Below are 24,219 nucleotides of genomic sequence, written 5' to 3' on the forward strand. Positions count from 1 at the left end.
GGCCCATAACCGCCGGCCCGGCCGCTTCAGCCGACGCTTTCGGCGCTGTAGCGCGCGAGCAGGCCGCTGCGCACGGCACCCCGGTGGATGCAGACGAAAAACGCATAGGCGGCCAGCACTTGTGCGACCGCCAACGCAGCCGCGACGGCGAGCACGTGCAGCGGAAACGGCTGCCCGGCGACGATCGCGCGCATGCCCTCGAACACATACGCCGGCGGCAGCAGACGGGCGATCGCCTGCATCCAGCCGGGCAGGATCGACAGCGGATAGAACACCGCCGCGAACGGCGAGAGCAGGGCCGGGATCGGCCAGATCAGCCATTCCGACGCGGGCCCGAGCCGCAGCACGATCGCGCTGGCGAGTATCCCGAGGCCGATGCCGAACAGCAGCAGGATCAGCAGGAACGGCACGAAGGCCAGGCCGTAGGCCGCGAACGACAGCCCGAACACGCCGGCGGCCAGCGCCAGCATGACCGTCAGCGCGATCGCGCCGGTCGCCAGGCTGGTCAGCACCAGGCCGGTCACGTATTCGGAGATCGCCAGCGGCGTCGCGAACAGGTTCATCAGATTGCGCGACCACACGTCCTCGAAGAACGCGGTCGTCACGCCGTGCATGATGCGGCCGAAGAAGTTCCACAGCAGCACCGCGCCGAGCAGGCCGAGCGCCAGTACCGGCCCCTGATCGGACAGCGTGGCCAGGTAGCGCGTGATGAAGCCCCACAGCACGATGTCGATCGCGCTCCACGCGAACGCCGGCACCAGACGGGTCGGGCTGGCGCGCATCAGGTAGAACTGGCGCAGCACGACGGCACCGATACGGCGTGGCTTCATGGTGTGCCCTCGGTCAGCGGACGGCGCGCCAGCCGGATGAACAGCGCATCGAGCGACTCGACGCCGTGCTCGGCCGGCAGCGCGCGCGGATCGCCTTCGAGCAGGATGCGTCCGTCGGCCAGAAACAGGACGCGGTCGCAGACGGCCTGCACCTCGTGCATGTTGTGCGAGGTCCACAGGATGCCGCCGCGGCCCTGGTCGGCGATGCCGCGGATCAGACCGCGCAGATCCTCGGCGGTGGCCGGATCGAGCGAGGCGGTCGGCTCGTCGAGCAGCAGCAGAACCGGATCGTTGAGCATCGCCTTGGCCAGGCCCACGCGCGACTGCTCGCCCGAGGACAGCAGGCCGCAGCGCGTGTCGGCGAAACGCACCAGATCGAGCCGTTCCAGCAGCGCATCGATGCGCCGCGACAGATCCGGCACGTCATAGATCATGCCGAACCAGCGCAGATTCTGGCGCACGGTCAGATTGCCCGGCAGCGCCGCGTAGACCGCCGCGAAATTGCAGCGCGCCAGCGCGCGCGAACGCTGCCGCGCCAGATCGACGCCGTCGATGCGGATCGTGCCGGCACTCGGTTCGAGCAGGCCGAGCACCATGTTGATCGTGGTCGTCTTGCCGGCGCCGTTGGGGCCGAGCAGGCCGACGATCTCGCCGCGGTCGACCGTGAACGAGATGCCGTCGACCGCGGTCGTCGTGCCGTAGCGCTTGCGAAGATCGGCGACCGCCAGCACCGGCTGCGCCGCCGCGGCGGCATCCGCAGTCACCGCGCTCACGGCTCGAACCCGTCGTCGAACAGCGGATCGACGCCGACGCGGCACGCCGCATCCGGCAGGCCGAGCCTCAGATCGTCGACGCTCCAGCCGTCGAACTCGCCGGAGCCGTCGCTGCGCGTGCGCAGGCGCAGCCGCACGTCGGCCTGTCCGGCCAGTTGCGGCAGGTCGAGCGTCACCTGCCGCCAGGCGGCCCGGCCGCTGCAGCGGTAGACCTCGGTCCAGACCGCGTGCGCCGCATCGGTCGAGACCTCGACGACGCCGGTATCGTAGGTTTCCTCGGTCGCGCAGCGCTCGTCGAACGCGAGCGTGACCGCCGCATAGCCGGACAGGTCCAGCGCCGGCGAGGTCAGGCGCAGGTCGGTGCCGGACGGATAGCGGCCGCCCGGGCTGTCGTTCCAGACGTGCTCGCCGGTTGCGATCGTCTCGACGCCCCAGCCGCCGCTGGCCGGCTGCGCGGTCCAGCCGGGATTGCCGCCTTCGGCATCGTCGGCGAACGCATTGCATTGCCGGCTCAGCGCGAGATCGCGGCTGCGTGTCACGCCGGCGCTCAGTGCGAAGTTCTCGATGCGCTCGGGCAGATAGCCGAAGCGGCGCGCCTCGAGCGTCACCGCACCCGGATGCGCGTGCAGGCGATAGCCGCCGTCGGCGGCGGCCGGCAGCGTGCGCAGATCGCCGTCGGGCTCGACGATGCGCACCTGCGCCCCTGCCACTGGCAGGCCGCTGGTGCGATCGCGGACCGTGCCGGCGACGGTCGCGACCGCGCCGGCTGCGGCCACCTCGACGAAGGCCGAAGCCGGCGGGCCGTCGGCACCGGCCGCATTGCGCGCCTGCACGTGCACGAGATGACGGCCGGGGCCGAGCGTGTCGGCGGCAATGACGCGCGACACGGTCTCGGCCGCCTGGTCGAACGCGCCGTCGTCGGCCGTCATCGGCAGGGCCGAAGCGGCCTGCCACGGCAGCGTGCCGATGCCGGCGCCGGCCGCGGCGATCGCGAACACCGCCGGCGCGGTGCCGTAGGCCGCGTAGCCGCCGTCGTCGGCACGCGCGCGGATCGTCGCGGTCTCGCCGGCGACGATCAGATCCGGCTCGACGCGCACCTCGGCGACGTCGGGGCCGGCCGGCAGCCGGTACGGTGCGGCGAGGTTGCGCGCGGCGTAGCGCAGGCCGGCCAGGTTCTTCGGCCAGGTGTCGTCCTCGAACGCCGCGCAATCCTGGAAGAAGTCCAGGCCGCCGAGTTCGATCGTGTACGCGGCGACGCCGAGCGCACCGTAGGCGGTGTCCGGCGTGGTGCCGCTGGTCGCGCCGATGCCGTTGGAGACGATCGGCATGTAGCCGTTGTGCCAGCCGATGCGGCGGCCGAAGCGTTCCAGCGCGGCGCCATTGGGCGGCGCCGTGGCAGTATCGCCCCATGGCCACAGCACCAGCCGGCCGTTGCTGTGCAGATCGAGCACGACGCCGGTCGTCGTGTCGGGCGCCGGCGTCAGGCGGTCGTCGGTACGGCGGTCGATGTAGAGACCGCCCGCGTACGGCAGGCCGGCGCCGGCCTGCACGCCGGCGATATAGGTCATGACGGCCTGCGTCTCCGGCTCCGACGCCGCCGCCGGGCCGCGGAAGGTCTGCGCGCACGGATCGGCGCTGCTGCCGCCCGCGTTCCAGTTGAACGGATAGTTGCGGTTGAGGTCGACGCCGGCGTGATAGCTGCCGGTCGGCGGCTGTGCGGCGCAGGCCCCGAACGCGTCGTCGGCGTTCTTGCGCCAGAGCACGCCGGTTTCGGCGATCGCGCGGCCGTCCGGATTGGCCTGCACGAGCAGATGCACCTGATAGTGGTCGAGCAGCATCGTCGCATCGGCGTCGCGCCCGTAGCGCTCGACCAGCCATTCGCCGAAGCGCAGCGCGGTCTCGGCCGTGACGTACTCGCGACCATGGATGCCGCCGAGCACGAACAGCGCCGGCTTGTCGGGAAATGTGCCGTCGGTACCGGACTGGGTCAGCCGCAGCACTTCGAGCAGATGGCCGCTGGCCGGATCCTGCATGCGCCGCCACGACGGTCCGATCGGCACCACGTTCGCCAGCGCCGGATACGCGGCAGCCAGCTGCTGCAGCCGCGCATGCGTATCGTCGACCGTGCGATAGCACGCAAAGCCCGGGATCGCGCGCAGTGCGCCGCCGTCGCGCTCGAACGCCTGCAGACGAGCACTGGCAACCGCGTCGATGCGCGGCGCGAAGCCTTCGGCGACCAGGCGCGCCAGCGTCGCGTCGTCGGCCTCGGCGGTGACGCGGCGGCGCAGCGGATCGACCTCGGGATGACCGAACGCCGCGACGAGCCGGTCGCGCGCGGCCGCATCGGCGTAGTCGAACTGGGCGATCCAGCGTGCGGCCGGGGCCTGCAGCGGCCAGGCCGACGCGACGATCAGGGCCAGGACGAGACGGCGGCGTCGACGCGAGGCGGCGGACATGCGGTGATTCCGAGCGTAGGCGAGCGGCGGATGGTAGCGGTCGCTTGCTGCGAAGACCACGCACGATGGATGCGTACGCTGCCGCACGGATCGGCATCGCGGGACTGAACAGGCGCTGCGCCGGCATCCGGCGCGGCGTGACGCCGACCGATCCGCCGCGCTACCCTCGCGCGCCTATGACCGAACCCACCCAGCACGATTTCACCCTGGAGCCGGACGACAACGAGCGCCTCGCGAACCTGGTCGGCCCGTTCGACGAACACCTGCGCCAGATCGAGCTGCGGCTCGGCGTCGAGATCGCCAACCGCGGCCACGTGTTCCGCGTGATCGGCGACGCGCGTCCGGTGCAGCTGGCCACGCGCCTGCTGCAGCAGCTCTACGCGGCGACCGCGGAAGAGACCTTGAGTCCGCACCAGATCAATCTGCACCTGCAGGAATCGGGCGTGGAGGCGATGGCCGCGGCCGCCGCCGAAGGCGTCCAGGAGGTCGCGGTCAAGGTCAAGCGCGGCACGATCCGCGGCCGCGGCCCGAACCAGGCGCGCTATCTGCACGCGATCGCCACGCACGACATCAACTTCGGCATCGGTCCGGCCGGCACCGGCAAGACCTACCTCGCCGTCGCGATGGCGGTCGATGCGCTCAACGACAACCGCGCGCAGCGGCTGATCTTGGTGCGTCCGGCGGTCGAGGCCGGCGAGAAGCTCGGCTTCCTGCCCGGCGACCTGACGCAGAAGGTCGATCCGTACCTGCGCCCGCTGTACGACGCGCTGTACGAGATGCTCGGCATCGAGCGCGTCACCAAGCTGATCGAGCGCAACGTGATCGAGATCGCGCCGCTCGCCTACATGCGCGGGCGCACGCTCAACGATTCGTTCGTGATCCTCGACGAGGCGCAGAACACCACCGTCGAGCAGATGAAGATGTTCCTGACGCGCATCGGCTTCGGCTCGGTCGCGGTCGTCACCGGCGACGTCACCCAGACCGATCTGCCGCGCCACGTCCGTTCGGGCCTGCGCGATGCGATCGAAGTGCTGCGTGACGTCGACGGCATCAGCTTCACGTTCTTCAACGCCAAGGACGTGGTCCGCCATCCGCTGGTCCAACGCATCGTGCGCGCCTACGAGGCTCACGAGAGCACATCGAAGGAGTCCTCGTGATCCGCATTCTCGCCGCCGCGCTCGTCGCCTGCACGGCCCTGCCCGCCGCCGCCCAGACCTATTCCAATCCCGAGAGCGTGGAGGCCCATCCGCGGCTCAAGCGCAGCCTGGTCAGCAACACCGGCGGCGGCAACGTCCTCGCACGCGCCGACGACGGCGCGCTCAGCGTGTTCACGTCGGACCCGTCCTCGCCGTACGGCATCGAGCTGCTCGCCGGCACGCTGTTCGTGCTCGACTCGGGCCGCGTCAAGGGCTACGACATCGACAGCGCCGAGCCGGTCATGAATCTCGCGCTGACCGGCGCGGTCTTCCTCAACGGCATCACCTCCAACGGCACCGATACGCTCTACGTCACCGACTTCAACGGCCGTCGCGTCTATCGGGTCGGCGTCGGCGATCTCGGCGCGCCGACGCAGGAGCAGCTGACCTCGACCGGCACCGCCACGCCGAACGGCGTCGTCTACGACCGCGACGAGAACCGCCTGCTGATCGCGACCTGGGGCAGCAATGCGAAGGTGCTGAGCCTGGACCTCGGCACGCCCGGCGCGACGCCGCAGACGCTGATCCAGACCACGCTCGGCAATATCGACGGCATCGTGCTCGACTGCGATGGCACGCTGTTCGTAGCGGCCTGGAGCGGCTGCGGCGCGGCCGGCGGCTGCCTGCGCCGCTTCGACCGTCCGTTCGCGATCGACTCGACGCCGATCGTCGTCGCCGATGGTCTGGCCAGTCCCGCCGACATCGACTACGACCGCCGCACCGCTCAGATCCTCGTGCCCGAATCGAGCGGCGCGCGCGTCAGCCTGCACGGCAGCAGCTGCGCGCCCTCGCTGTTCATCGACGATTTCGAGCGGTGACGCCAGCTTGACCGAGGCCCCGATCGTCCATCTGTCGCTGGCGCCGGGCCTGCCGCGCCACGGCCTGCCGCAGCGCGCGAGCTTCGAGCGCTGGGCCGCCGCCGCGGCCGCCGGTGCGCGGCGGCGGCGCGCCACGGAACTGTCGATCCGCCTGGTCGGTATCGACGAAGGCCGGCTGCTCAACCTCCAGTACCGCGGTCGCGACTACGCGACCAACGTGCTGTCGTTCCCGACCGATCTGCCGCCGGGACTGCGCCTGCCGCTGATCGGCGACCTGGTGATCTGCGCGCCGGTCGTCGCGCGCGAGGCGGCCGAACAGGGCAAGGCCGCCCGTGACCACTATGCGCACCTGACCGTGCACGGCGTGCTGCACCTGCTCGGCTACGACCACGAGCACGACGCCGACGCCGAACGCATGGAAGCGCTCGAAACGCGCGTGCTGGCCGGCTTTGGCATCGCCGATCCGTATCGGGTCTGAGCGGACCACGCGCTCGGGCCCGAGCGTCCGCGCCTCCGGACAGCCGTGAGCATCCGGACATGCTTCACGGAAAGCGGAGGCAGCGTGCGTGGACGGAATCTCGATCATCGCCAACGCACGTTGTCTGCCGAGACCTTCGATGCAGGAGAGCCCGCGCACGGTCGCTTCGCGACCGATGTTCCGTCGCACCACCGATCCGACCGCCCTCGCCGATCCGTATCGGGCATCGGCACGGCATCTCAGGCGGGCACGCGTGGAAAAGCCGGCTTGTTCCGGTTCGCGACCTCGCCGAGCGCGTGCCGACCGGAGCCCCGGTCGTTCCGAACGCTCCAGTCCACGCGCACAATCGCCGAGCCGCAACACCAACCGGAACGGAGCAGCCGCCACGACGGCGCCGCGTGACGCCATCGATCGAGTCTCGCCATGCCACGCCATCATTCGCCTGTCACCACGACCCTCCCTCCGCACCCGGCCCGGACCGTGTGCATGCTCGTCTATGACGGCGCGCAGTCGCTGGACGTCAGCGGGCCGTTGGAGGTGTTCGCGCTCGCCGACCGGCAGGCGCGCGAGGACGCGCCGGACACGCCGCCGCTGTACCGGCTGCATCTCCTCGCGCGCGGTACCGGACCGGTCACGACCGCATCGGGACTGCGCCTGCTGCCGGACCTGCGCTGCGAGGATCTGCCGGCCGATACCGACACGCTGCTGGTCTGCGGCGGCATGGGCGATGCGCTCGATCGGGCACGCGCCGATACGGCGCTGGTCGGCTGGCTGCGCGAGGTCGCGCCGCGCGTGCCGCGGATCGCCTCGGTGTGCAGCGGCGCGCTGCTGCTGGCCGAGGCCGGCCTGCTCGACGGCCGCCGCGCGACCACCCACTGGCGCGATCTGGCCGACCTGCGCCGCTATCGGCGCGTGCAGGTCGAGCCCGATGCGATCTACACGCACGACGGTACCGTCTGGACCTCGGCCGGCATCACCGCGGGAATGGATCTGGCGCTGGCGATGGTGACCGCGGACCACGGGCTGCCGCTGGCGCTGAAGGTCGCCAAGCGCATGGTGATGGCGAGCAAGCGGGCCGGCGGGCAGAGCCAGTTCAGCGATGCGCTCCAGGTGCTGGACCTGCCCGGGCCGCTGGCTCGGCTCGCGGTCTGGATCGGCGAGAACCTGCAAGCGGATCTGGACGCGGCACGTCTCGCGCAGCGCTTGCACCTGAGTCCGCGTCAGCTCGCACGACGCTTCGCCGATGCGTTCGGCACCACGCCGCGTACCTATGTCGAGCAGCGCCGCGTCGAGGCCGCCAAGCCGCTGCTGGAGCATACCTCGCGCGACCTCAAGCGCATCGCCGCCGATTGCGGTTTCGCCTCCGCCGAGGCGATGCGCCGAGCGTTCGTGCGCCGGCTCGGCGTCTCGCCCGGCGAGTACCGCTCGCGATTCGGCACGCCGTAGCACGCCGGCGCCGGACGGCCGGGGTTGTCCGCATCTGCGTGGCCTTCGTCCGTTTTTGCGCGGACGGTCCGGCTAGGCTGGGTCGCCATTCACACTGCTGGAGATCGCCATGCGCCGCTCGTCCCGGGCCGCCGGTCCGCTCGCCCTGCTCACCGGCCTGTTCGCGCTCACGCTGACGACGGCGACGGCCCTCGCCGCCCACGAACCGCGCACGGAGCCGACGGTGCGCGTCGGCATCGTGCTGTTCGACGGCGTCCAGATCATCGATTTCGCGGCGCCCTACGAAGTGTTCGGTGCGGCCGGGTTCGGCGTCGCGACCGTCTCGGCCAACGGCAAGCCGGTCACCACCGCGATGGGCCTGCGCGTCACGCCCGACCATGCCTTCGCCGACGCGCCGGCGTTCGACGTGCTGGTCGTGCCCGGCGGAGACGTCGCGCAAGCCGAGCGCGACACCGCCGTACTGGATTTCATCCGGCGCAAGGCGGCACCGGCACGACACGTGCTGACGGTCTGCACCGGCGCGGCGATCCTCGCCGCGACCGGCCTGCTCGACGGGCAGCGCGCCACGACCTACTTTCCGCGGCTGCACGAACTGGCCGAGCGTTATCCGAAGGTGCAGGTGATCGACGACGTGCGCTGGACCGACAACGGCAAGCTGATCACTTCAGCGGGTCTGTCCTCTGGCATGGACGCGGCCCTTCACGTCGTCGATCGCCTGCGCGGCGAGGACGTCGCGCGCACGGTCGCGCTGAGGCTCGAGTATGACTGGCGGCCCGGTGGCGGCTTCGTCCGCTCGCGCATGGCCGATCGCCATCTGGTGCGGCAATGGGACAAGAAGATCGCCTGGCCGGCCGACATGGCGGCCACCGAGCTGACCTCGTTCGGCGACGAGCATCGCTGGCGCAAGCGCTATCGCATCGTCACCGCGACCTCGCCCGAAGCCCTGCTTGGCCTGATCGCCGACGGCATCGCCGCGGTCGGCGGCTGGACCCGCGACGGCGAAGCCTGGCGCTGGCATCGCGACGGCGACGGCCGGCCTGTCACGCTGACGGCGGCGACCTCGGCCGAGACAGCCGGCCGTTTCGACCTCGAGCTGAGTATCGACGCGCCGTGACAGCGACCATGGGCATGGCGCATCGGCTGCATCCGCATCACCACAGCTCCGTGTCGGCCACACACCGGCGGTTCCCGGCGGCGTCCGGCTCGCTGAGCGAACACGCCGCGCCGCCTGAACGCCTAGAATCACGCACCCTCGCCAGCGCCGCACCGTCTATGCCGATGCCGAAGATCCTCACCGTGGCCGCCGTCATCCGTGACGACCGCGGCCACGTCCTGCTGGTGCGCAAGCGCGGCTCGGCCGTCTTCATCCAGCCCGGCGGCAAGCGCGAGGCTGGCGAGGCCTCGTTGACGACGCTCGCGCGCGAGCTGAAGGAAGAGCTCGGCGTCCGGGCGCGGCTGGACAGCGCAGCCAGGCTCGGCGAGTTCGAAGCCTGTGCGGTCAACGAGCCGGGCCGCCGCGTCCGCGCCGAGGTCTACGCGATCGAGATCGACGGCCTGCCGGTGCCGCAGGCCGAGATCGAGGCCGTGGCCTGGGTATCGCCGCGCGGTCCGTTCGCGGTGCCGGTCGCGCCGCTCAGCGCCGAGCACATCCTGCCGCACGTCGCCGCGCGCGACCGCTGAGCCGGGCTCAGTCGCCGGCGGCGTCCAGGGTCTTGCGGAAGAACGCGACCGCATCGGCATCGACCTGGGCGTGCACGGCCGCGCGGTAGACGCCGTCCGGATCGCGGCACAGCTCCGGCATCGTCTCGGCCAGCGCCGCCGAGCATGGCGCCAGGAACACCCAGTGATCGGCCTTCGGCACCGCGCGCACGCCGTCCAGCGTCTTCACCTCGCGCTTGACGTGCAGCGCGTTCTCCGGCGGCAGCAGGATCTCGTCGTGTTCGCCGTAGGCCAGGAATACCGGCCGGTTCACCGCCGCCAGGCCCGCCGCGTCGAACAGCAGACCGAGCGGCGCCATCACGAAGGCGGCGCGGATGCGCGGATCGGCGGTCGGCCCCCAGCGCGTGAGATCGTCCTGCACGACGCCCAACAGCCCCTGCAGCGAGGTGCCGTGCGCGCGCGCATCGGCGGACAGCCGCCGCGCGTCGTTGCAGATCGCACCGGCGTTGCGGTGACGCGTGCAGTAGCCGATCAGCCGGACGAAGCGCGGCACCGCACCGACCGTCATCAGTGCCGTGTAGCCGCCGACCGAGTAGCCGGCCACGCCGATCCGGCGCGGATCGATCCGGTCCTTCCAGCGTGCATCCGCGAGCAGGGCGTCGATCGTCGCCGAGACCTGCACCGGTCGGCCGACCAGCACGGCCGAAGTGCCGACGCCGCCGGCGTCGCGGTGATTGTCCTTGGGATGCTCGACCGTGGCGACCAGGAAACCGGCCGCGGCCAGCGTCGTCGCCAGGTCGTGATGACCGAGACTGGAGCCGGCCTGCCCGTGCGAGATCACGATCAGCGGCTTCGCGCCGGCCAGCGCCGGTGCATCGCGCGTCGCCGCCACCGTGTAAGGCCCCAGCGTCGTGGTACCGCCGGCCGAAGCGCTGGCCGGATAGAACAGATAGCCGCTCATCGTGCCGCCGCCGACCGGATCGGCGATCTCCAGCGCGGCGATGCCGACGCCGGCCGCGCGGCACGGCAGGCCCGCCGCGAACAGCACCACGAACAGGGCGGCCGTCGCCCAGGCTTTGACGCTCATCGGTATCCCCTCGTCCGCCCGATCGGGCGCAGCGCGCCACCTTACGCATCCGCGCACCGTGCGCAAGGGCGCGCGTCGAAGATCGCTTCGGCATTCGGCGAGCCGACGGCGATTCGCCGACCGTCCGCCGCTGTGACCGGAGCCGCCCGGAGGACGGCGAGTGCGCGGCACGATGCCGATAACGGCGCTCGTCTCGTGCCACGCACTGCTCTGCCCGTCTCGCGCCGCGACAAGGGACGGCCGTCATGTTCGGCTAACTCAGTCGAATCCGTCGGCGAATAGAGCATCGGGCCCAATCCACGCCGCGTCGTAATTGTCGCCCAGGTCCGGCTCGAACAATCCGTATGGCGCGTAGGCTTCGGCGCTCAAGCCCGGCATCGCGGCAACGAGGCGCGCCGTCGCGACGATCTGCGCTTCGCCATCGGCAGGCAGGTCGAGTCGCGCACGCAAGCCGGCCGGTGTCGTTTCGACCGTGCAGACGCCGTTGGCTGAGGTGCAGACCGGATCGCTCCAGACCAGCGCATCGGGAAAGAGCCCGGCGACCGGCGAATCGGGCGATCGAACCCATACGATCACGCCTTCGGCAGGCGCATCGCCGACATAGCTGACCTGCATGCGAACCTGCACCGATTCACCGACGGAGGCCAGCGCCGGCTCGACCGCCAACGAGGTCGCCAGATTGCCGTGGCGCGCCCGATCGGGCGCGACGACCTTGGCGACCCACGGCCGGATCGGTTCTTCCGGTCCGGATGATGAACCGGCCACCAGCAGGCCGCCGTCCGACGCGACCGCGCGAACGCTCAGTAGATCGGCAGGCAGCGCCTCGTCGACCCAGCCCTGGGCGTTCACGCTGGCGTCGATCGGCGTGCCGCTGGCACGATCCAAGCGCGACACGCGGACGTGCGTATAGCCTGGCGTGGTCGTGAACACATCGAGGAACAGCACGTGATCAGCGGCGACGTCGTGCACTCTCGCACTGGGTAGCGAGGCGGAGCGGTCCTGCTCGGTCTCGTACACCCAGCGCAGCGATCCGTCCTCTGCATCCAGACGCGTCACGATGCGGGTATTGTGCGATGGCCAGCGAACCCAGCCGCTGACGTACAGGTCGCCGTCGTCCGCGATGCGCGCGTACCGGAAGCCGACGCGTCTCTCCGCGTCGCCGTCCTGGTAGTTCCAAAGCGGCTGTCCGGTCGCCAGCGACAAGGCGACGATACGGCCGCCGGCAAGGCCGAGATAGCCGTCGTCGCCGTCGCGCGCGAGCAGCTCGGTTTGCGAAGAGGCCAGAGCGGCATTGCTCCAGATCACGGCATGATCGGCGCCGGCGATCCGCATCGGGGCGTCGGCCAGCACCACAGGAGCGGGAGCCTCCCACAGCAGCAGATCACGATCGATGACGTCGAACCGGGGGATGTCGAGGCACGAACCCCAGAGTCCTCCCTGAGGGGACAGCGGCCGGTCGATATCGTCAGCCGTGCCGCTCGGACGCAGAACCCCTTGTTGCAGCGAACCTTCGACCGGCCCCCCGTCGAAGGACAACGACCAGTCGATTTCGCCGGTCGCGCCATTCAGACGCAGAATTCGCCGCCGCACCGAGTTTCCGATCCAACTGCCATCTTCGACTATCGCGCACAGGCCGACGAACACGTTGCCATCTGCGTCCGACCCGGCCGAGAACCCCGCTGTAACCTGGTCGCTCCACAGCCGCAGTTCGCGCGCCCAGCGCAGTGTGCCGTCCTCGCCGTATTTGGCGAGGTACGGGTAGCCGGGCAGGATGGATTCGTACGAAGTCGGCGAGTTGGCGGCGAGCAGCAGATCGCCGTCGCCGGCACGGCGGACCTCCGCGGCGCTGATCGGCAGCGGCGTATCGATCGGCCATAGATGCTCCCACTTCACCTGACCGGCTGCATCGATGCGCTTGACGCGCACGTGCGGTCCCTGCTCACGCTGCTCGAGCGAAGACACCAGCTGGTGATCCGGACCATCGGCCATCGCGTCGACGATCGCGGACTGCGGAATCGCAGGCTGCACGGCAGCGGTCACCAGACCCGATTCGGAATCGAGGCCGAACAGACGGCCGCGACATTCGATCCACGGCAGGCAATCGGAACCGGCGACGAACACGCGCGACTGCGTGGCCAGCAGGTCGCGCGGCCGAAACAGGCGTGCTGCCATCATCGCCGGCAGCGGCGTCTGCCAGACCGTCGCACCGCTCGCGAGGTCGAGTCGCTCGGCGACGCCGGCGGAACGCGTGGGGTCGGTACCGGCCAGATATACCGCAGCGCCCGCCAGCGCCATCGTCATCTCCTGCGCTGCTCGCGACTGCGACCACAGAACCGCGCCGGTTGTAGCGTCGAGTGCCTCGACACGATGCCCGCTGCCGGAAGCTTGCAGGGTCAGCAATCGTCCCGCCGCATCGAGCGCCGCGAAGCCGGCATTGCCGACACGCGTCCACGCCATACTGCCATCCGCGGCCGACAGCTTGACGCGTTCTTCGGTTGCATCGGGGCGACTGCGAACCAGATACAGCCCGCTCGCGTCAGCCACCTCGCTGCCGTAGACGCTGCGATCGAGCGAGAAGCCCTCCGGCCAGACCGTCGTCCATACGACGCTGCCGTCGGCGGACAGCCTGAACACCTGCGTGCGTTCGGCCGCCTCATCGGCGCAGCCGGCCGCCACGTAGATGGCATCGGCCGGCCCCACCGCCAGCAGTCCGATCGTGCAGGGCGCCAGCGATGCCGGCAGTGGCACGCGGTCGCGCAGCGCGCCGCTGTGCGGGTCGATGCGTGCCAGCGCGGGCTCGTTGGACGTCTGTGCGGACACGACCGTCAGCACGCTGCCGTCGTCGAGCAGCGCGACGTCGGCCGGATGCCCGACACGCCCCGCGCTGCCGCGTGCCCACAGCCATGTCCCGTCCGGAGCGTAGCGCACGACGCCGCCGAGCACCGCCAGCGGACCGCCCGCTGCCGCCCGGCCGTCCAGCGCATTGAATCCCTTCGCCCAGTACGTATGCATACTGCGCGCCCAGATCGGAGTCAGATCGGCGCCCGCGAGCCGGGTGACGGTCGGGTACTGCATCTCATCGCGCGCGTAGTAGTACAGATCCCCGTCCGGTGCGAGCGCCAGTTGCGATGAAGGCTGCGCGCCGCCCATAGCCTCATCGAGCGGTATCGGACTCTCGAAGGCGGGCGCGAAGACCGGATCGAAGCGGGTCTCCCATACGACGTCCGCGGCGTGCACCGACGGTGCGCAGATGATCGAAGCCAGAAGCAGGGGCGCTGTCACACGTCCCCGACGAATGAAGCCGCTCTCGATTGCCATGACCGCTCCTTTTCAATTGCGCAAGAGACCCCGTTCCGATGTCCCGCGGACACCGGTGCCGATGATCGGGAAATGATGTCCGCTGCCCGCCTGTCGATCGGAACGGCTGACCGAGACGCGCATCGTGCACACGCGCGTCGAACGGCCGCGGCCATGCGAGCGCCGTCCCGGCACGCCTTGTGGACAGCGGCGATCCGGTCCGCTGCCTAGGACGTGACCGCGGCCTTCAGCGTCGCAACGAAGGGTGTCAAATAGGACAGCGGCACGGCGACCGGAGTGCGCGCGAAACGGGAGTTCCGCGGCAACGGGCCCCCACGCCTTGCCGGCCTTTGTTTCGTTTCCGATCCGATCGCCTCGAGTAGGGTGCGCACGATCGGCTGTACGGTACGTCTCTCGGTCGCACGAGAGACCGATCCGGTCGATAACCCAAGAATGACAAGCGATCCGCCGAGCGGCTTCGCGAGCGCCACTTTCTCCATCCTGCACGTCACGACAACGGCGGCGAGTGAGTGGACAATGCCGCCATGGTCACCGCGTGCCGACTCGCCTCGATCCTCTTCACGGCCTTGCTCGTCGCGCCGACGCAGGCGCCGGCGAGCGACGTGGCGGAACCATCTCCGGCCGAGGCGATACGCGTCCAGGTGTCGCCCGGCAACGTGGTCGTACTGCCTCTTGATGTCCCGGCGCACGCATCGATCGAGATCGGTCTCGACCAGAGCGAGGGAGCCGTCGAGGCGCAGCTGACGGCACCGGCTCGCGATCCGATCCGCCTGCGCAACGACGCCGGCCTCAGAAGCCGGATCGACTACGTGCTGGATGCCGGGGACCGGGCCACGCAGTGGACGCTGACGGTTTCCTCCACTCGCCCGGACCGGCCGGCGACCGTGGAGGTCATGACCTCACGACCGCAGCCGACGACGACACGCCTCACCGCACGTGCGCAGGCGCTGCAACGGCTCGCCGAGGCCGAGGCGCTGCGACGCACGGCCGGCAGCCAGGAAGCCGGCACGGCGAAGGACGACGTGGCGGTCGAGGCCGCATACGAGCGCGCGCTCATCGCGGCCGCGGCCGATGACTGCCTGCAACTGCGCGTCGAGACCGGGCGTGCGCGGCACCATTTCGCACAAGGACGCTACCGCGAGGCACAGCAGGCGGCCGAGACCGCCTTGGCCTCGCATTGTGTCGACGGCCTGGCCGGCGATGCCGAACGCGCGGCCGCGCTGCGAACCCGCGGAGCCGCACGCGGATATCGGGGCGATTTCACCGGCGCGATCGCCGATCAGACCGACGCGCTAGCACTGTATCGCCGCACCGGCGACCTGGCCTACCAGGCACTGCTGCTCGGCAACCTCAGCGCGAATCATCGCGCGCTCGGCGATACCGAACGTGCCTTGCGCACCGCGAACGAGGCGCTCGCCACCGCCGAGCGCGCTGGCGACGCCAGGCGTGCCGTGTTCGTGCAGGAGAGCATCGCGGCGATCCGTCTGCAGCGCGGTGAACTCGGACCGGCCCTGAGCGCGTACCGGCTGACGCTCGATGCACTACGGACCACGCCGTATCCGCGCGTGGAGGGCATGGCCTGGAACGATCTCGGCCTGCTCTATCGGCAGACCGGCGATCGCACCGCGGCCCGCGACGCGCTGGGGCGGGCCGCCTCGATATGGCGCGAGAGTGGCGATGTCTCCGGCCTGGCCGAGGTGCAGTTGAACCTGGCCGATCTGGATCTGGACGAAGGCAGACTCGACGCCGCATGGCAGGGCTATCGTGCCGCGCTGGACGTCGATCTCGCCCAGGGCTTTCGCCGCGAGGAGGCGCATGCGCGGATCGGGCTCGGCTCGGTGGCGGCGCTGCGCGGCGAGGATGCCGAGGCCGGCGGCCACCTGGAAGCGGCGGCCGTACTGGCCGAATCGATCGGTGCGAGTGCGAATGCCGTAGCCGCGCGGCTCGCACTGGCGGAGCTCGCGCTGCGCCGCGGCGATCACGAGGCGGCAGCGCGGGCGGCCGCGACGGCACTCGACCAGGCCAAGCGCGCACACGACGTATCCGGCGAGGCCCAGGTCCTGATCCTGCGCGCGCGACTCGCGCTGGCCGCCGGCGACCTGGCCGCGGCGCACATCGCCGTGATGCCGGCGCTCGACCTGATCGAGGGGACCCGCGGCGTGATCGACCCGCCGCAGCTGCGCAGCCGGTACTTCGCGACGCGACGCGATGCATACGACCTCGCGATCGAGATCCTGATGCAGCGCCACGCCGCACAGCCCGATGCCGGCCATGCGATGCAGGCGCTCCTGGTCAGCGAGCGTGCCCGCGCGCGCGCCTTGCAGGATCGATTGAACGAACGGCGTCTGACCCTGCCCGACACGGTCGATCTGGGTCTGCTCGAAGCCGAGCGGACGGCGGAACTGGCCGTGCGTGCAGCGGCAGCGGAAGACGACGCGGCAGTGGCCGAGGCGCAGCGCAGGCTCGACGCCGTGCGCGGCCAGATTCGCGCACAGAACCCGCGCTACGCGGAATTGGCGCATCCGCCGGCGCCGACGTCCGATGCGATCCTTCAGCTCCTGCACGACCGTGGCATCGTGGCCGACAGCTGGTGGCTGGCCGAGCCGCACAGCTATCGCTGGCGCATCACGGCCGGCGGCGTGTCGGCAGCGGTGCTGCCGGGCCGCACCGCGATCGAGACGGCGGCGCTTCGGCTGCGCGAACGCGTGGCGGCCGCGCCGGCCGCCGCGACGGCGCAGTCGATCGAACGGATCGCCATCGACGAGGCCGCGCGCGCCGCCGAAGTCGACGCCGCGGCGCACGCGCTGACGACGCTGCTCGATCTGCCCGACGCCGCCGACGATGCGCTGCATGTGACGATCCCCGACGGCGCTCTCGCCTGGGTGCCGTTCGTGCTGCTGGAGCCGGACGCCGGACGCGGTCGCGTCTACCTGCCGGCGCTGTCGGCACTCACCGGCATCCGCGCGGCGGCACGCAGCGGCGCGCCGGACGCAGTCGCGATCGTCGCCGATCCGGTCGTGCGTGCCGACGATCCGCGTCTGCCGCAGACCGGGGTGCCGGCGATCGACGCGCCCACGCCGCTGCCGTATGCGCGGCGAGAGGCGCGCGCGCTGCTGGCGCTGGCCGATCGCGGCGCGTCGCGCTGGATCGACGGCTTCGACGCCAGTCGCCAGACGCTTGCGGCGCTGCCCTGGGCGCGTTACGGCACGGTCCATTTCGCGACGCATGCGCGCCTGGACGTCGTGCGGCCGGACCTGTCGGCGATCGTCCTGTCGGCCTACGCTGCCGACGGCACGCCGCAGGACGGCGTTCTGCGCGCCGACGATCTCTACACGCTGGACATGCCGGTCGACCTGGTGGTGCTCGGCGCCTGCGACGGCGCGATCGGCCCGATCCAGGGTGCCGAGGGCCCGTTCAGCCTGGCGCGCGCGTTCTTCCATGCCGGCGCGCGGCGCGTGCTGGCCAGCCTCTGGGCCGTCGACGATCGCGCCGGTGCCGCGCTGATGGGCCACTTCTATGAAGGCCTGCTGCGTCAGGGCCTGCTGCCGCCGCAAGCACTGGCGCGCGCGCAACGGGCATTGCGCGCCGAGCCGCGCTGGGCGGCGCCGTATTATTGGGCGGGCTACGTGCTGCAAGGAGACTGGCGATGACCGGGGCGGACAATCCGCTGCATGCGCTGCTCGCGCATCTGGGCGGCGGTCGCGCTGCGGCTGCCGCCTATGAGGCTTTGCGTCGCCGGCTGATCGCGTTCTTCCGCCTGCACGTGCCGGCCCAGGCCGAGGATCTCGCCGACATCGCCATCGACCGGCTCGGCCGTCGCCTCGCCGAAGGCGTCGCGGTCGAGGATACCGGCGGCTATGCGCTCGGCATCGCGCGTTATCTGGTGCGGGAAGCACAGGCGCAGGCGATCCGCGCCGCGCGTTCCGAACACGATCCGCTTCTGCAGCCGCTCGACGAAGACGCGGTCGCCGAGGCTGTGCGGCACGAGGCCGTGCTCGCCGCGCTCGACGCCTGCCTCGACACGGCCGGTCCCGCACAGAGCCGTCTGATCCTCGACTACTACGGCGCCGACGGCGGCGAACGCATCGCGCTGCGCCAGCGCCTGGCCGCGGCGCTCGGCATCAGCCTCAACGCCCTGCGCAACCGGGCGCTGCGTGTGCGCGAGGCGCTGGAGGCGTGCGTGCGCGGGCGACTGCTGTCGGGCTGAGTGCGGCGTTGCTGGCGCTGGCGTGACTCTGTCGGTGATGGTCTTTGAGGTCGCGCCCGTGATGGGCCGGGCCTGTCGGTCGTCCATTGTCCTTGCGCGAGTGGATCGGCTAATTCGCGACTTGGCGTTGCATGTCGACTATTGAGAGGCGAGCGGCATGTGTGTTTTTCCGCTCGCTCCCGCGGGCGGATCACTTCTCTTTGCGTGCCCACTGCGCCGCTGGAGCGGCGCGAATGGCGTAAACGGCGTGATGGTTGTTGCTTCGTAGGCGGTCGGCATCCCTGCCTTTTTCCGCTCGCCTCCAGGCGAGCGGGTCACTTTCTCTTGCGTGCCCACTGCGCCGCAGGAGCGGCGCGAACGGCGAAGCCGGCCCGGAGGGCGGAGCGCAGGATGCGCGGAGTCAGAGAAAGTAACCAAAGAGAAGGGCACCCCACAGACGTGCCCGATAGCGCGCTTCCTGCGCGCAGAAGATCAAGCAACAGCACAAGCGGCGTCGAGTGCGCCCCGCCCCTGCTCTTTCGCTTCCGCTTTCAATTCAAGATTCGATTTCATATGCACTCACTCATTGTTGCGGCCGTCGCTTCTCCGCTCTCGCTCCTGCACTTGCTTGAGCGCGCAGGACGCGCGCCAACGGGGCCCCTGTGCCGCGGCGAAGGTGCGTAGGGAAAAGCCCGAAGGGTGGGCCACAGGACGTGGCCCAGTCTGCTGTCAGCGCAGGAGGCGCTGTCAGCAGACCCCCGCAGCGCCTTCGCGCAGTCGCAGGGCAGGATGCCCGGAGACCGAGGTACCGGGGTGGCCTTTCTTTTGGTTACTTTTCTTTGGCCACGCAAAGAAAAGTGACCCGCTCGCGGGAGCGAGCGGAAAACAGGCAGGGATGCCGCACACCGACGAAGCAACAACCGCTCAAATATCAAGCCGACTTCGCCGTTCGCGCCGCGCCTGCGGCACATAGGCACACAAAAAAGTGACCCATTCGCCCGGAGGCGAGCGGAAACAAGCCAGGGATGCGGCTCACCCAGGAAGCGAACCGACCCGCCATAGAGAGCCCCATCACCCTCGCAGCGTGATACTTCCCAAGCCCGCGCCACAGAAAGAAACCTCACCACCGAGCCGCGATGTCCCCCACCGACGCCACCCTGCGCGACTGGCTCCTGCACCGGCTTCCTGAAGCGGAGGCCGTTGCGCTCGAGGAACGGCTGCTGCGCGAGGACGCACTCGCGACACGGCTGCGCGCGATGGAGACCGATCTGATCGACGACCACGCCGCCGGGCGGCTCGATGCCGCCACGCGCGAGGCGGTCGCGCGTCATCTGGTCGCCGATCCGGCCGGTCGCTGGCGCTGGACGGTCGCGCGGGCGCTGGCCACGCGAACATCTGCAGCGACACTGAGCAGACGACGGCGGCAGCGACGCCGCGTCGCCGCGGCGATCGGCGCCCTGGCCGCAGCGGCGGTACTGGCGATCGCGCTGATGCAGCCGGCCCGACCGCCGCAGTCGCCGGCCGACATCGCGGCGCTGCCGACGATCAGCCTGCGCCTGGCGGCGACGCGCGGCGAGGCCGCGCCGCTGCGGCTTCCGGCAAGCGGCGGCTGGCTGCGCCTGCAAGTCGAGGTGGCCGATTCCACGGCTGGCACCTACGCGCTGACCGTTCGCGACGGCGCGGATGTCCGTTTCCATGCGTCCGGCCTCGCGCCGCGCCACGCCGGCCCGTATGCCTACGTCGAAGCGGCGATCCCGGCCGCGGCAGCGGGTCCGGGCCGGCGCCAGGTCGAGCTGGTGCCGGCCGGCGCGCCGGACGCCGCCGCGATCTGGCAGTTGGAGACGACTGCGCCGTAGTCGCGAGTCGTCCCGCACGGCCGCGTGATGTCTGCGCCGGATCGCTCACTGGAGTTACGGCGCGGCGCATCGACCGCGCGTCCGGGAGACGATCATGTTGCGCACATCGGAAGTTCCCGCAACCGCTGCGGCGGCGGTGCGGGCGATCAGCTGGCTGCTCGGGCTTATCCTGGTGTGGCTGCCGGCGCCGGCATTCGCAGCCGAGGGCTGGACGACGCTGGGCGGTCACGTGCTGCCGGCACTGACCGGCGCGCAGCGACTGCCGGCTGCCGAAACGGCCGCACTCGATGCGCCGATGACGCTGACGCTGGTCCTGAACCGACGCGACGCGGCCGGTTTCGAGGCGTATCGCAGGGCGGTCCAGGACCCGGCCTCGCCGGATTACCGCCGTTATCTGTCGCCGGCCGCGCTGGCCGATCGCTTCGGGCCGAGCGCCGCGGACTACGCGGCCTTGCGCGACTACTTCGCGAATCGGGGTTTCGTGGTCACGACCGAATCGGCCGGCCGGCTGGCGCTCGGCGTGACCGGCTCTCGCGATCGCGTCGCCGCCGCGCTCGACGTCGCGATCGACGCCTACGCGCTGCCCGGCAGCGGCCGGCATTTCCTCGCCAATGCCGGCGAGCCGTCGCTGCCGGCGGCGATCGCGCCGCGGGTGCAGTCGATCTCGGGCCTGTCGACGCTGGCCCGGATCGAGCGGTTGCCGTCGCCGCAGTTCGTCGGCAACTGGGGCTACAACTGCGCGAACGGCGCCGGCGTGGACCCCTATACCAAGACCTTCTGCTACGGCGTCTATCAGAACGCGCTCGGCACCCACAACAACATCTGCAGCAATCCGATCGGCATCCTGCTGTCGCTGTTCCTGTGCCGCGTCGTGCCGATCCTGGCCTCGCCGCTGGATGCGCCGCTGCTGCCGGCCGGCGGCGATGCCCTGCCCGGCGACGGCCAGACCGTGGCGCTGGTCCAGTTCGACAATTTCCACACCTCCGACATCCGCGACTTCCTCGATCTGATCGGCGCACCGGCCACGCAGATCGGCCAGCTGTCGAGCATCGCGGTCAACGGCGGCGCGCCGGTGGGCGCGAACGAGGACGAGGTCGTACTCGACATCAGCGTCGTCATGGCGACGGCGCCGGGCGCCGACGTCGTCGTCTACAGCGCGCCGTTCGCCGGCGCCGGCAGCTTCCAGACGCTGTTCAGCCGCATGCTCGACGACGGCGTCGACGTGATCTCCAACAGCTGGGCGTACTGCGAGGATCAGACGACGCTGGCCGACGTGCGCGGCATCGACGCGATCCTCGCGACGGCGGCGGCGGCCGGCGTCAGCGTGTTCAACGCCTCCGGCGACACCGGCAGCACCTGCCTGGACGGCGCGCCGAACACGATCACCGTGCCGGCCGGCTCGCCGAACGCGACCGCCGTCGGCGGCACCTCGACGCTCGCCGGTCCCGGCGGCACCTACGCCAGTGCGACCTGGTGGGGCCAGGGCGGCAGCGCCGGCCACGGCCAGGGCGGCTACGGCGTCAGCCGCTTCTTCGCACGGCCGGCCTATCAGAACGGCCTCAACGCATCGGCGATGCGCTCGGTGCCGGATCTGGCCGTCAACGCCGATCCGATGACCAACGGCGTGCCGATCTGCCAGGCCAGCCGCGGCGGCTGCCCGAGCGGCCTGCTCTACGGCGGCACCAGCATGTCGGCGCCGCTGATGGCGGCGTTCGCGGCGACCCTCAATCATGCTCAGGGCGCGAATCTCGGCCTGTTCAACGCGCATGCCTATCCGCTGGCGAACACGGCGGCGTTCCACGGCGCCGCGGCGCTCGGCAGCGACTTCGCGCACGTCGGCCTCGGCAGTCCGAACCTGAGCGTGCTGAACCTCGCGCTGGCCGGCCAGGCACCGGGACCGGCCAGCGCCGTGACCTCGCGCGTGATCGCCGATCCGCCGGCCGGCATCGCCGACGGCACGACCGCCACGCACGTCGTCGTGCAGCTGCGCGACGCGGCCGGCAGCACGGTCGGCGGCCGTCGCGTCGGCCTGACCGCACCGGGCGGCTCCGGCGTCACGATCACGCCATCGGCAGCGGTGACGACGACGGCGGCCAACGGTACCGCGGTGTTCGCGGTAACCCGCGCGACGGTCGGCACGGTGACGCTGACCGCACGTGCGATCGACGACGGCTTCGACATCGGCGCCGGCATGCCGCTCACGTTCGTCGCGCCGCCGGCAGCGGCCGGCGGCATCCTGGCGTTTCCGGTCGCGGTGACCGCCGACGGCATCGCGACGACGACGATCACCGTGTCGCTGCGCGACGCCGACGGCCGCCCCACGCCCGGCAAGCACGTCGTCCTGTCGCAGGGCCCGGGCCGGTCGGCCGTGGCCGGACCGAACCCGCCGCTGACCGATGCGAACGGCGAGATCCGCTTCACGGCGAGCAACCGTGTCGAGGAGTCGGTCAGCTACACCGCGGTCGACGTGACCGACGGCGAGCTGCCGGTGCCCGGCACGGCGACGGTGGCCTACTCCAATGCGGTCGGCTCCTGCGTGACGGCGCCGGTAGCGGCGCCGGGCCATGCGCTGACCGCGTTCGCGAACGGCTTTGCCGCGTATCCGTTCTTCTACGGCAACGTCAACTGGGGCTGCAGCGGCGCGTCGAATCCGGCGTTCAGCGCGGACGGCGCGGCCTACGTCGCGCACTTCCAGACCGGAGATCTCTACCGGCTGCGCGACACCGGCGGTGCCGCGGTCGGCCCGCTGTCGAACCTCGGCGTCACGCTCGGCAAGCCGGTGTTCGGCAAGGACGGCAAGCTCTACGCGACACGCGGCGTCACCGGCGCCTCGTTCGGCAGCGGCGACATCATCGAGATCGACCCGGACAGCGGCGACCTGCTGCGCATCGTCGCGAACAATCTGACCTGCCCGCACGGACTGGCGACCGACCCGCTGAGCGGCGATCTGTTCTTCGACAACAGCTGTACCGGCGCCGGATCGGACAATCCGTCGCTGTACCGGCTGACCGATCCGGGCGACACCGATCCGGCGCGCCCGACCGCCGTGACCGTCTACGCGACGTTGCCGGGGACGCCCAACGGCCTGGTCGCGATTGCGCCGAACGGCACGATCTACGTCGCGACCGCCTACTCGACGTTCCCGCACTCGCCGCTGGTCCAGGTCGCCGGCACCGACCAGCCGCAGCCGGCGGCGGTGACGACCGTGCAAGGTTTCGATTCGTACTACTGGATCAACATCGGCGAGGCCGGACCGGACGGCGCGGCGCGCTCGCTGCTGGTCTGGAACGAGCCCGACACGCTCTACCTCGTCGACCTGACGACCACGCCGGTGACGCGCACCGCGCTGGCCGATCATCTGGGCACCGGCACGATCGGCGCCGACGGCTGCCTGTACTCGAGCACCGCCGACACCGTGCACAAGCTGGCGCCGGCCAGCGGCGCCTGCGATTTCGCAAGCAGCAACCCGACGCCGGCGCTCGGCCTCGACCCGCGCCTGACCTCGCCCGATCCGCTGCAAGGCACGACGTTCACCCTGCAGGCGAAAGTCGCGCACGCCAGCGTGCCGGCCGGCACGCCGGTGCGCTTCCTGATCGAAGGGGCCAATGCGCAGGTGCGGCTGGCCCGCACCGACGCGAACGGCATCGCGACGCTGAGCTACGCCGGCACGCGGGCCGGCAATGATGTGATCACGGCGCTGCTGCGCAGCGACACGCTGGACCTCACGTCCAATCCGGCGCGCGTGACCTTCACCGAAGGACCGCACGCGACTTTCCTCGCGCTCGGCGGCGCGCAGGGCGCGGTCGTCGCGCGGCCGATTGCGCTGACGGCACGACTGACCGACATTTCGGCCGCGAGCACGCCGAGCCCGGTGGCCGGCGCGGCCCTGTCGTTCGCGGTCGGCGGCCAGACCTGTATCGGCACGACCGATGCAACCGGACTGGCCAGTTGCACGGTCACGTTGCCGTTGCCGGGCACCTATACGCTCGACGTGCAGTACGGCGGCAACGCGGCGTTGCGACCGGCCTCGGCATCGCGGCCATTCACGGTGACCGCGGCGATCGACCGGATTTTCGCCGACGGCTTCGAGACGCGCTGAGGGGGCGGCCGGGCCGG

The 24,219-nt window shown here is 70.9% G+C and carries 15 protein-coding genes; 10 read left to right on the plus strand and 5 right to left on the minus strand.

Annotated features, from left to right (window positions below):
• Positions 1–26: 26 nt before the first annotated feature.
• The 3 genes from VMR06_RS13635 to VMR06_RS13645 are packed head-to-tail and all read right to left on the minus strand — an operon-like array spanning position 27 to position 4,059.
• Positions 27–830, minus strand: a complete 804-nt coding sequence (locus VMR06_RS13635) for an ABC transporter permease (RefSeq protein ID WP_325377172.1) — start codon at positions 828–830, stop codon at positions 27–29.
• The gene (locus VMR06_RS13640; RefSeq protein ID WP_325377174.1) at positions 827–1,603 is read right to left on the minus strand and encodes an ABC transporter ATP-binding protein; all 777 of its coding nucleotides are present in this window, start codon (positions 1,601–1,603) and stop codon (positions 827–829) included. Before VMR06_RS13640 ends, VMR06_RS13635 begins: the two co-directional genes overlap by 4 nt.
• A complete protein-coding gene (locus tag VMR06_RS13645) occupies positions 1,600–4,059 on the minus strand; it encodes a M14 family zinc carboxypeptidase (protein WP_325377176.1) in 2,460 nt (819 codons plus the stop codon). Before VMR06_RS13645 ends, VMR06_RS13640 begins: the two co-directional genes overlap by 4 nt.
• Before the next feature lie 176 nt (positions 4,060–4,235).
• Here VMR06_RS13645 and VMR06_RS13650 point away from each other — a divergent pair, with 176 nt between their 5' ends.
• The 6 genes from VMR06_RS13650 (at position 4,236) to VMR06_RS13675 (ending at position 9,677) form a co-directional block, all read left to right on the plus strand.
• Positions 4,236–5,216, plus strand: coding sequence for a PhoH family protein (locus VMR06_RS13650; RefSeq protein ID WP_325377178.1), 981 nt, complete (start codon positions 4,236–4,238; stop codon positions 5,214–5,216).
• On the plus strand, positions 5,213–6,073 hold the full coding sequence (locus VMR06_RS13655) for a hypothetical protein (protein ID WP_325377180.1): 861 nt from the start codon (positions 5,213–5,215) through the stop codon (positions 6,071–6,073). Before VMR06_RS13650 ends, VMR06_RS13655 begins: the two co-directional genes overlap by 4 nt.
• A gap of 7 nt (positions 6,074–6,080) precedes the next feature.
• Positions 6,081–6,551, plus strand: a complete 471-nt coding sequence (gene ybeY / locus VMR06_RS13660; protein ID WP_325377182.1) for an rRNA maturation RNase YbeY — start codon at positions 6,081–6,083, stop codon at positions 6,549–6,551.
• A gap of 486 nt (positions 6,552–7,037) precedes the next feature.
• Positions 7,038–7,997 (plus strand): GlxA family transcriptional regulator, encoded by a 960-nt coding sequence (locus VMR06_RS13665; RefSeq protein WP_325377184.1) that lies wholly within the window; start codon positions 7,038–7,040, stop codon positions 7,995–7,997.
• 109 nt (positions 7,998–8,106) lie between these two features.
• The gene (locus VMR06_RS13670; RefSeq protein WP_325377186.1) at positions 8,107–9,111 is read left to right on the plus strand and encodes a DJ-1/PfpI family protein; all 1,005 of its coding nucleotides are present in this window, start codon (positions 8,107–8,109) and stop codon (positions 9,109–9,111) included.
• A 164-nt stretch (positions 9,112–9,275) separates the two neighbouring features.
• A complete protein-coding gene (locus tag VMR06_RS13675; RefSeq protein ID WP_414648138.1) occupies positions 9,276–9,677 on the plus strand; it encodes an NUDIX hydrolase in 402 nt (133 codons plus the stop codon).
• Positions 9,678–9,684: 7 nt separating this feature from the next.
• On the opposite strand, the gene VMR06_RS13680 is transcribed toward VMR06_RS13675, so the two are convergent.
• Positions 9,685–10,743, minus strand: coding sequence for a hypothetical protein (locus tag VMR06_RS13680; RefSeq protein ID WP_325377193.1), 1,059 nt, complete (start codon positions 10,741–10,743; stop codon positions 9,685–9,687).
• Positions 10,744–11,001: 258 nt separating this feature from the next.
• Positions 11,002–14,061 carry a PQQ-binding-like beta-propeller repeat protein gene (locus tag VMR06_RS13685; RefSeq protein ID WP_325377196.1) on the minus strand — a complete coding sequence of 1,020 codons (3,060 nt, stop codon included), beginning with the start codon at positions 14,059–14,061 and terminating at the stop codon, positions 11,002–11,004.
• A gap of 602 nt (positions 14,062–14,663) precedes the next feature.
• Here VMR06_RS13685 and VMR06_RS13690 point away from each other — a divergent pair.
• From VMR06_RS13690 to VMR06_RS13705, 4 genes are all read left to right on the plus strand, one after another.
• The gene (locus tag VMR06_RS13690) at positions 14,664–17,711 is read left to right on the plus strand and encodes a CHAT domain-containing tetratricopeptide repeat protein (RefSeq protein ID WP_325377199.1); all 3,048 of its coding nucleotides are present in this window, start codon (positions 14,664–14,666) and stop codon (positions 17,709–17,711) included.
• The gene (locus VMR06_RS13695) at positions 17,708–18,268 is read left to right on the plus strand and encodes a hypothetical protein (protein WP_325377201.1); all 561 of its coding nucleotides are present in this window, start codon (positions 17,708–17,710) and stop codon (positions 18,266–18,268) included. Before VMR06_RS13690 ends, VMR06_RS13695 begins: the two co-directional genes overlap by 4 nt.
• Positions 18,269–19,383: 1,115 nt before the next feature.
• Entirely contained in the window at positions 19,384–20,103 is a 720-nt protein-coding gene (locus VMR06_RS13700; RefSeq protein ID WP_325377203.1) for a hypothetical protein, read from the plus strand.
• Between the two features lie 94 nt (positions 20,104–20,197).
• On the plus strand, positions 20,198–24,202 hold the full coding sequence (locus tag VMR06_RS13705; protein ID WP_325377205.1) for an Ig-like domain-containing protein: 4,005 nt from the start codon (positions 20,198–20,200) through the stop codon (positions 24,200–24,202).
• The last annotated feature ends 17 nt before the right edge of the window (positions 24,203–24,219 follow it).

This window comes from Dokdonella sp. (assembly GCF_035511235.1).
Taxonomy (GTDB): domain Bacteria; phylum Pseudomonadota; class Gammaproteobacteria; order Xanthomonadales; family Rhodanobacteraceae; genus Dokdonella.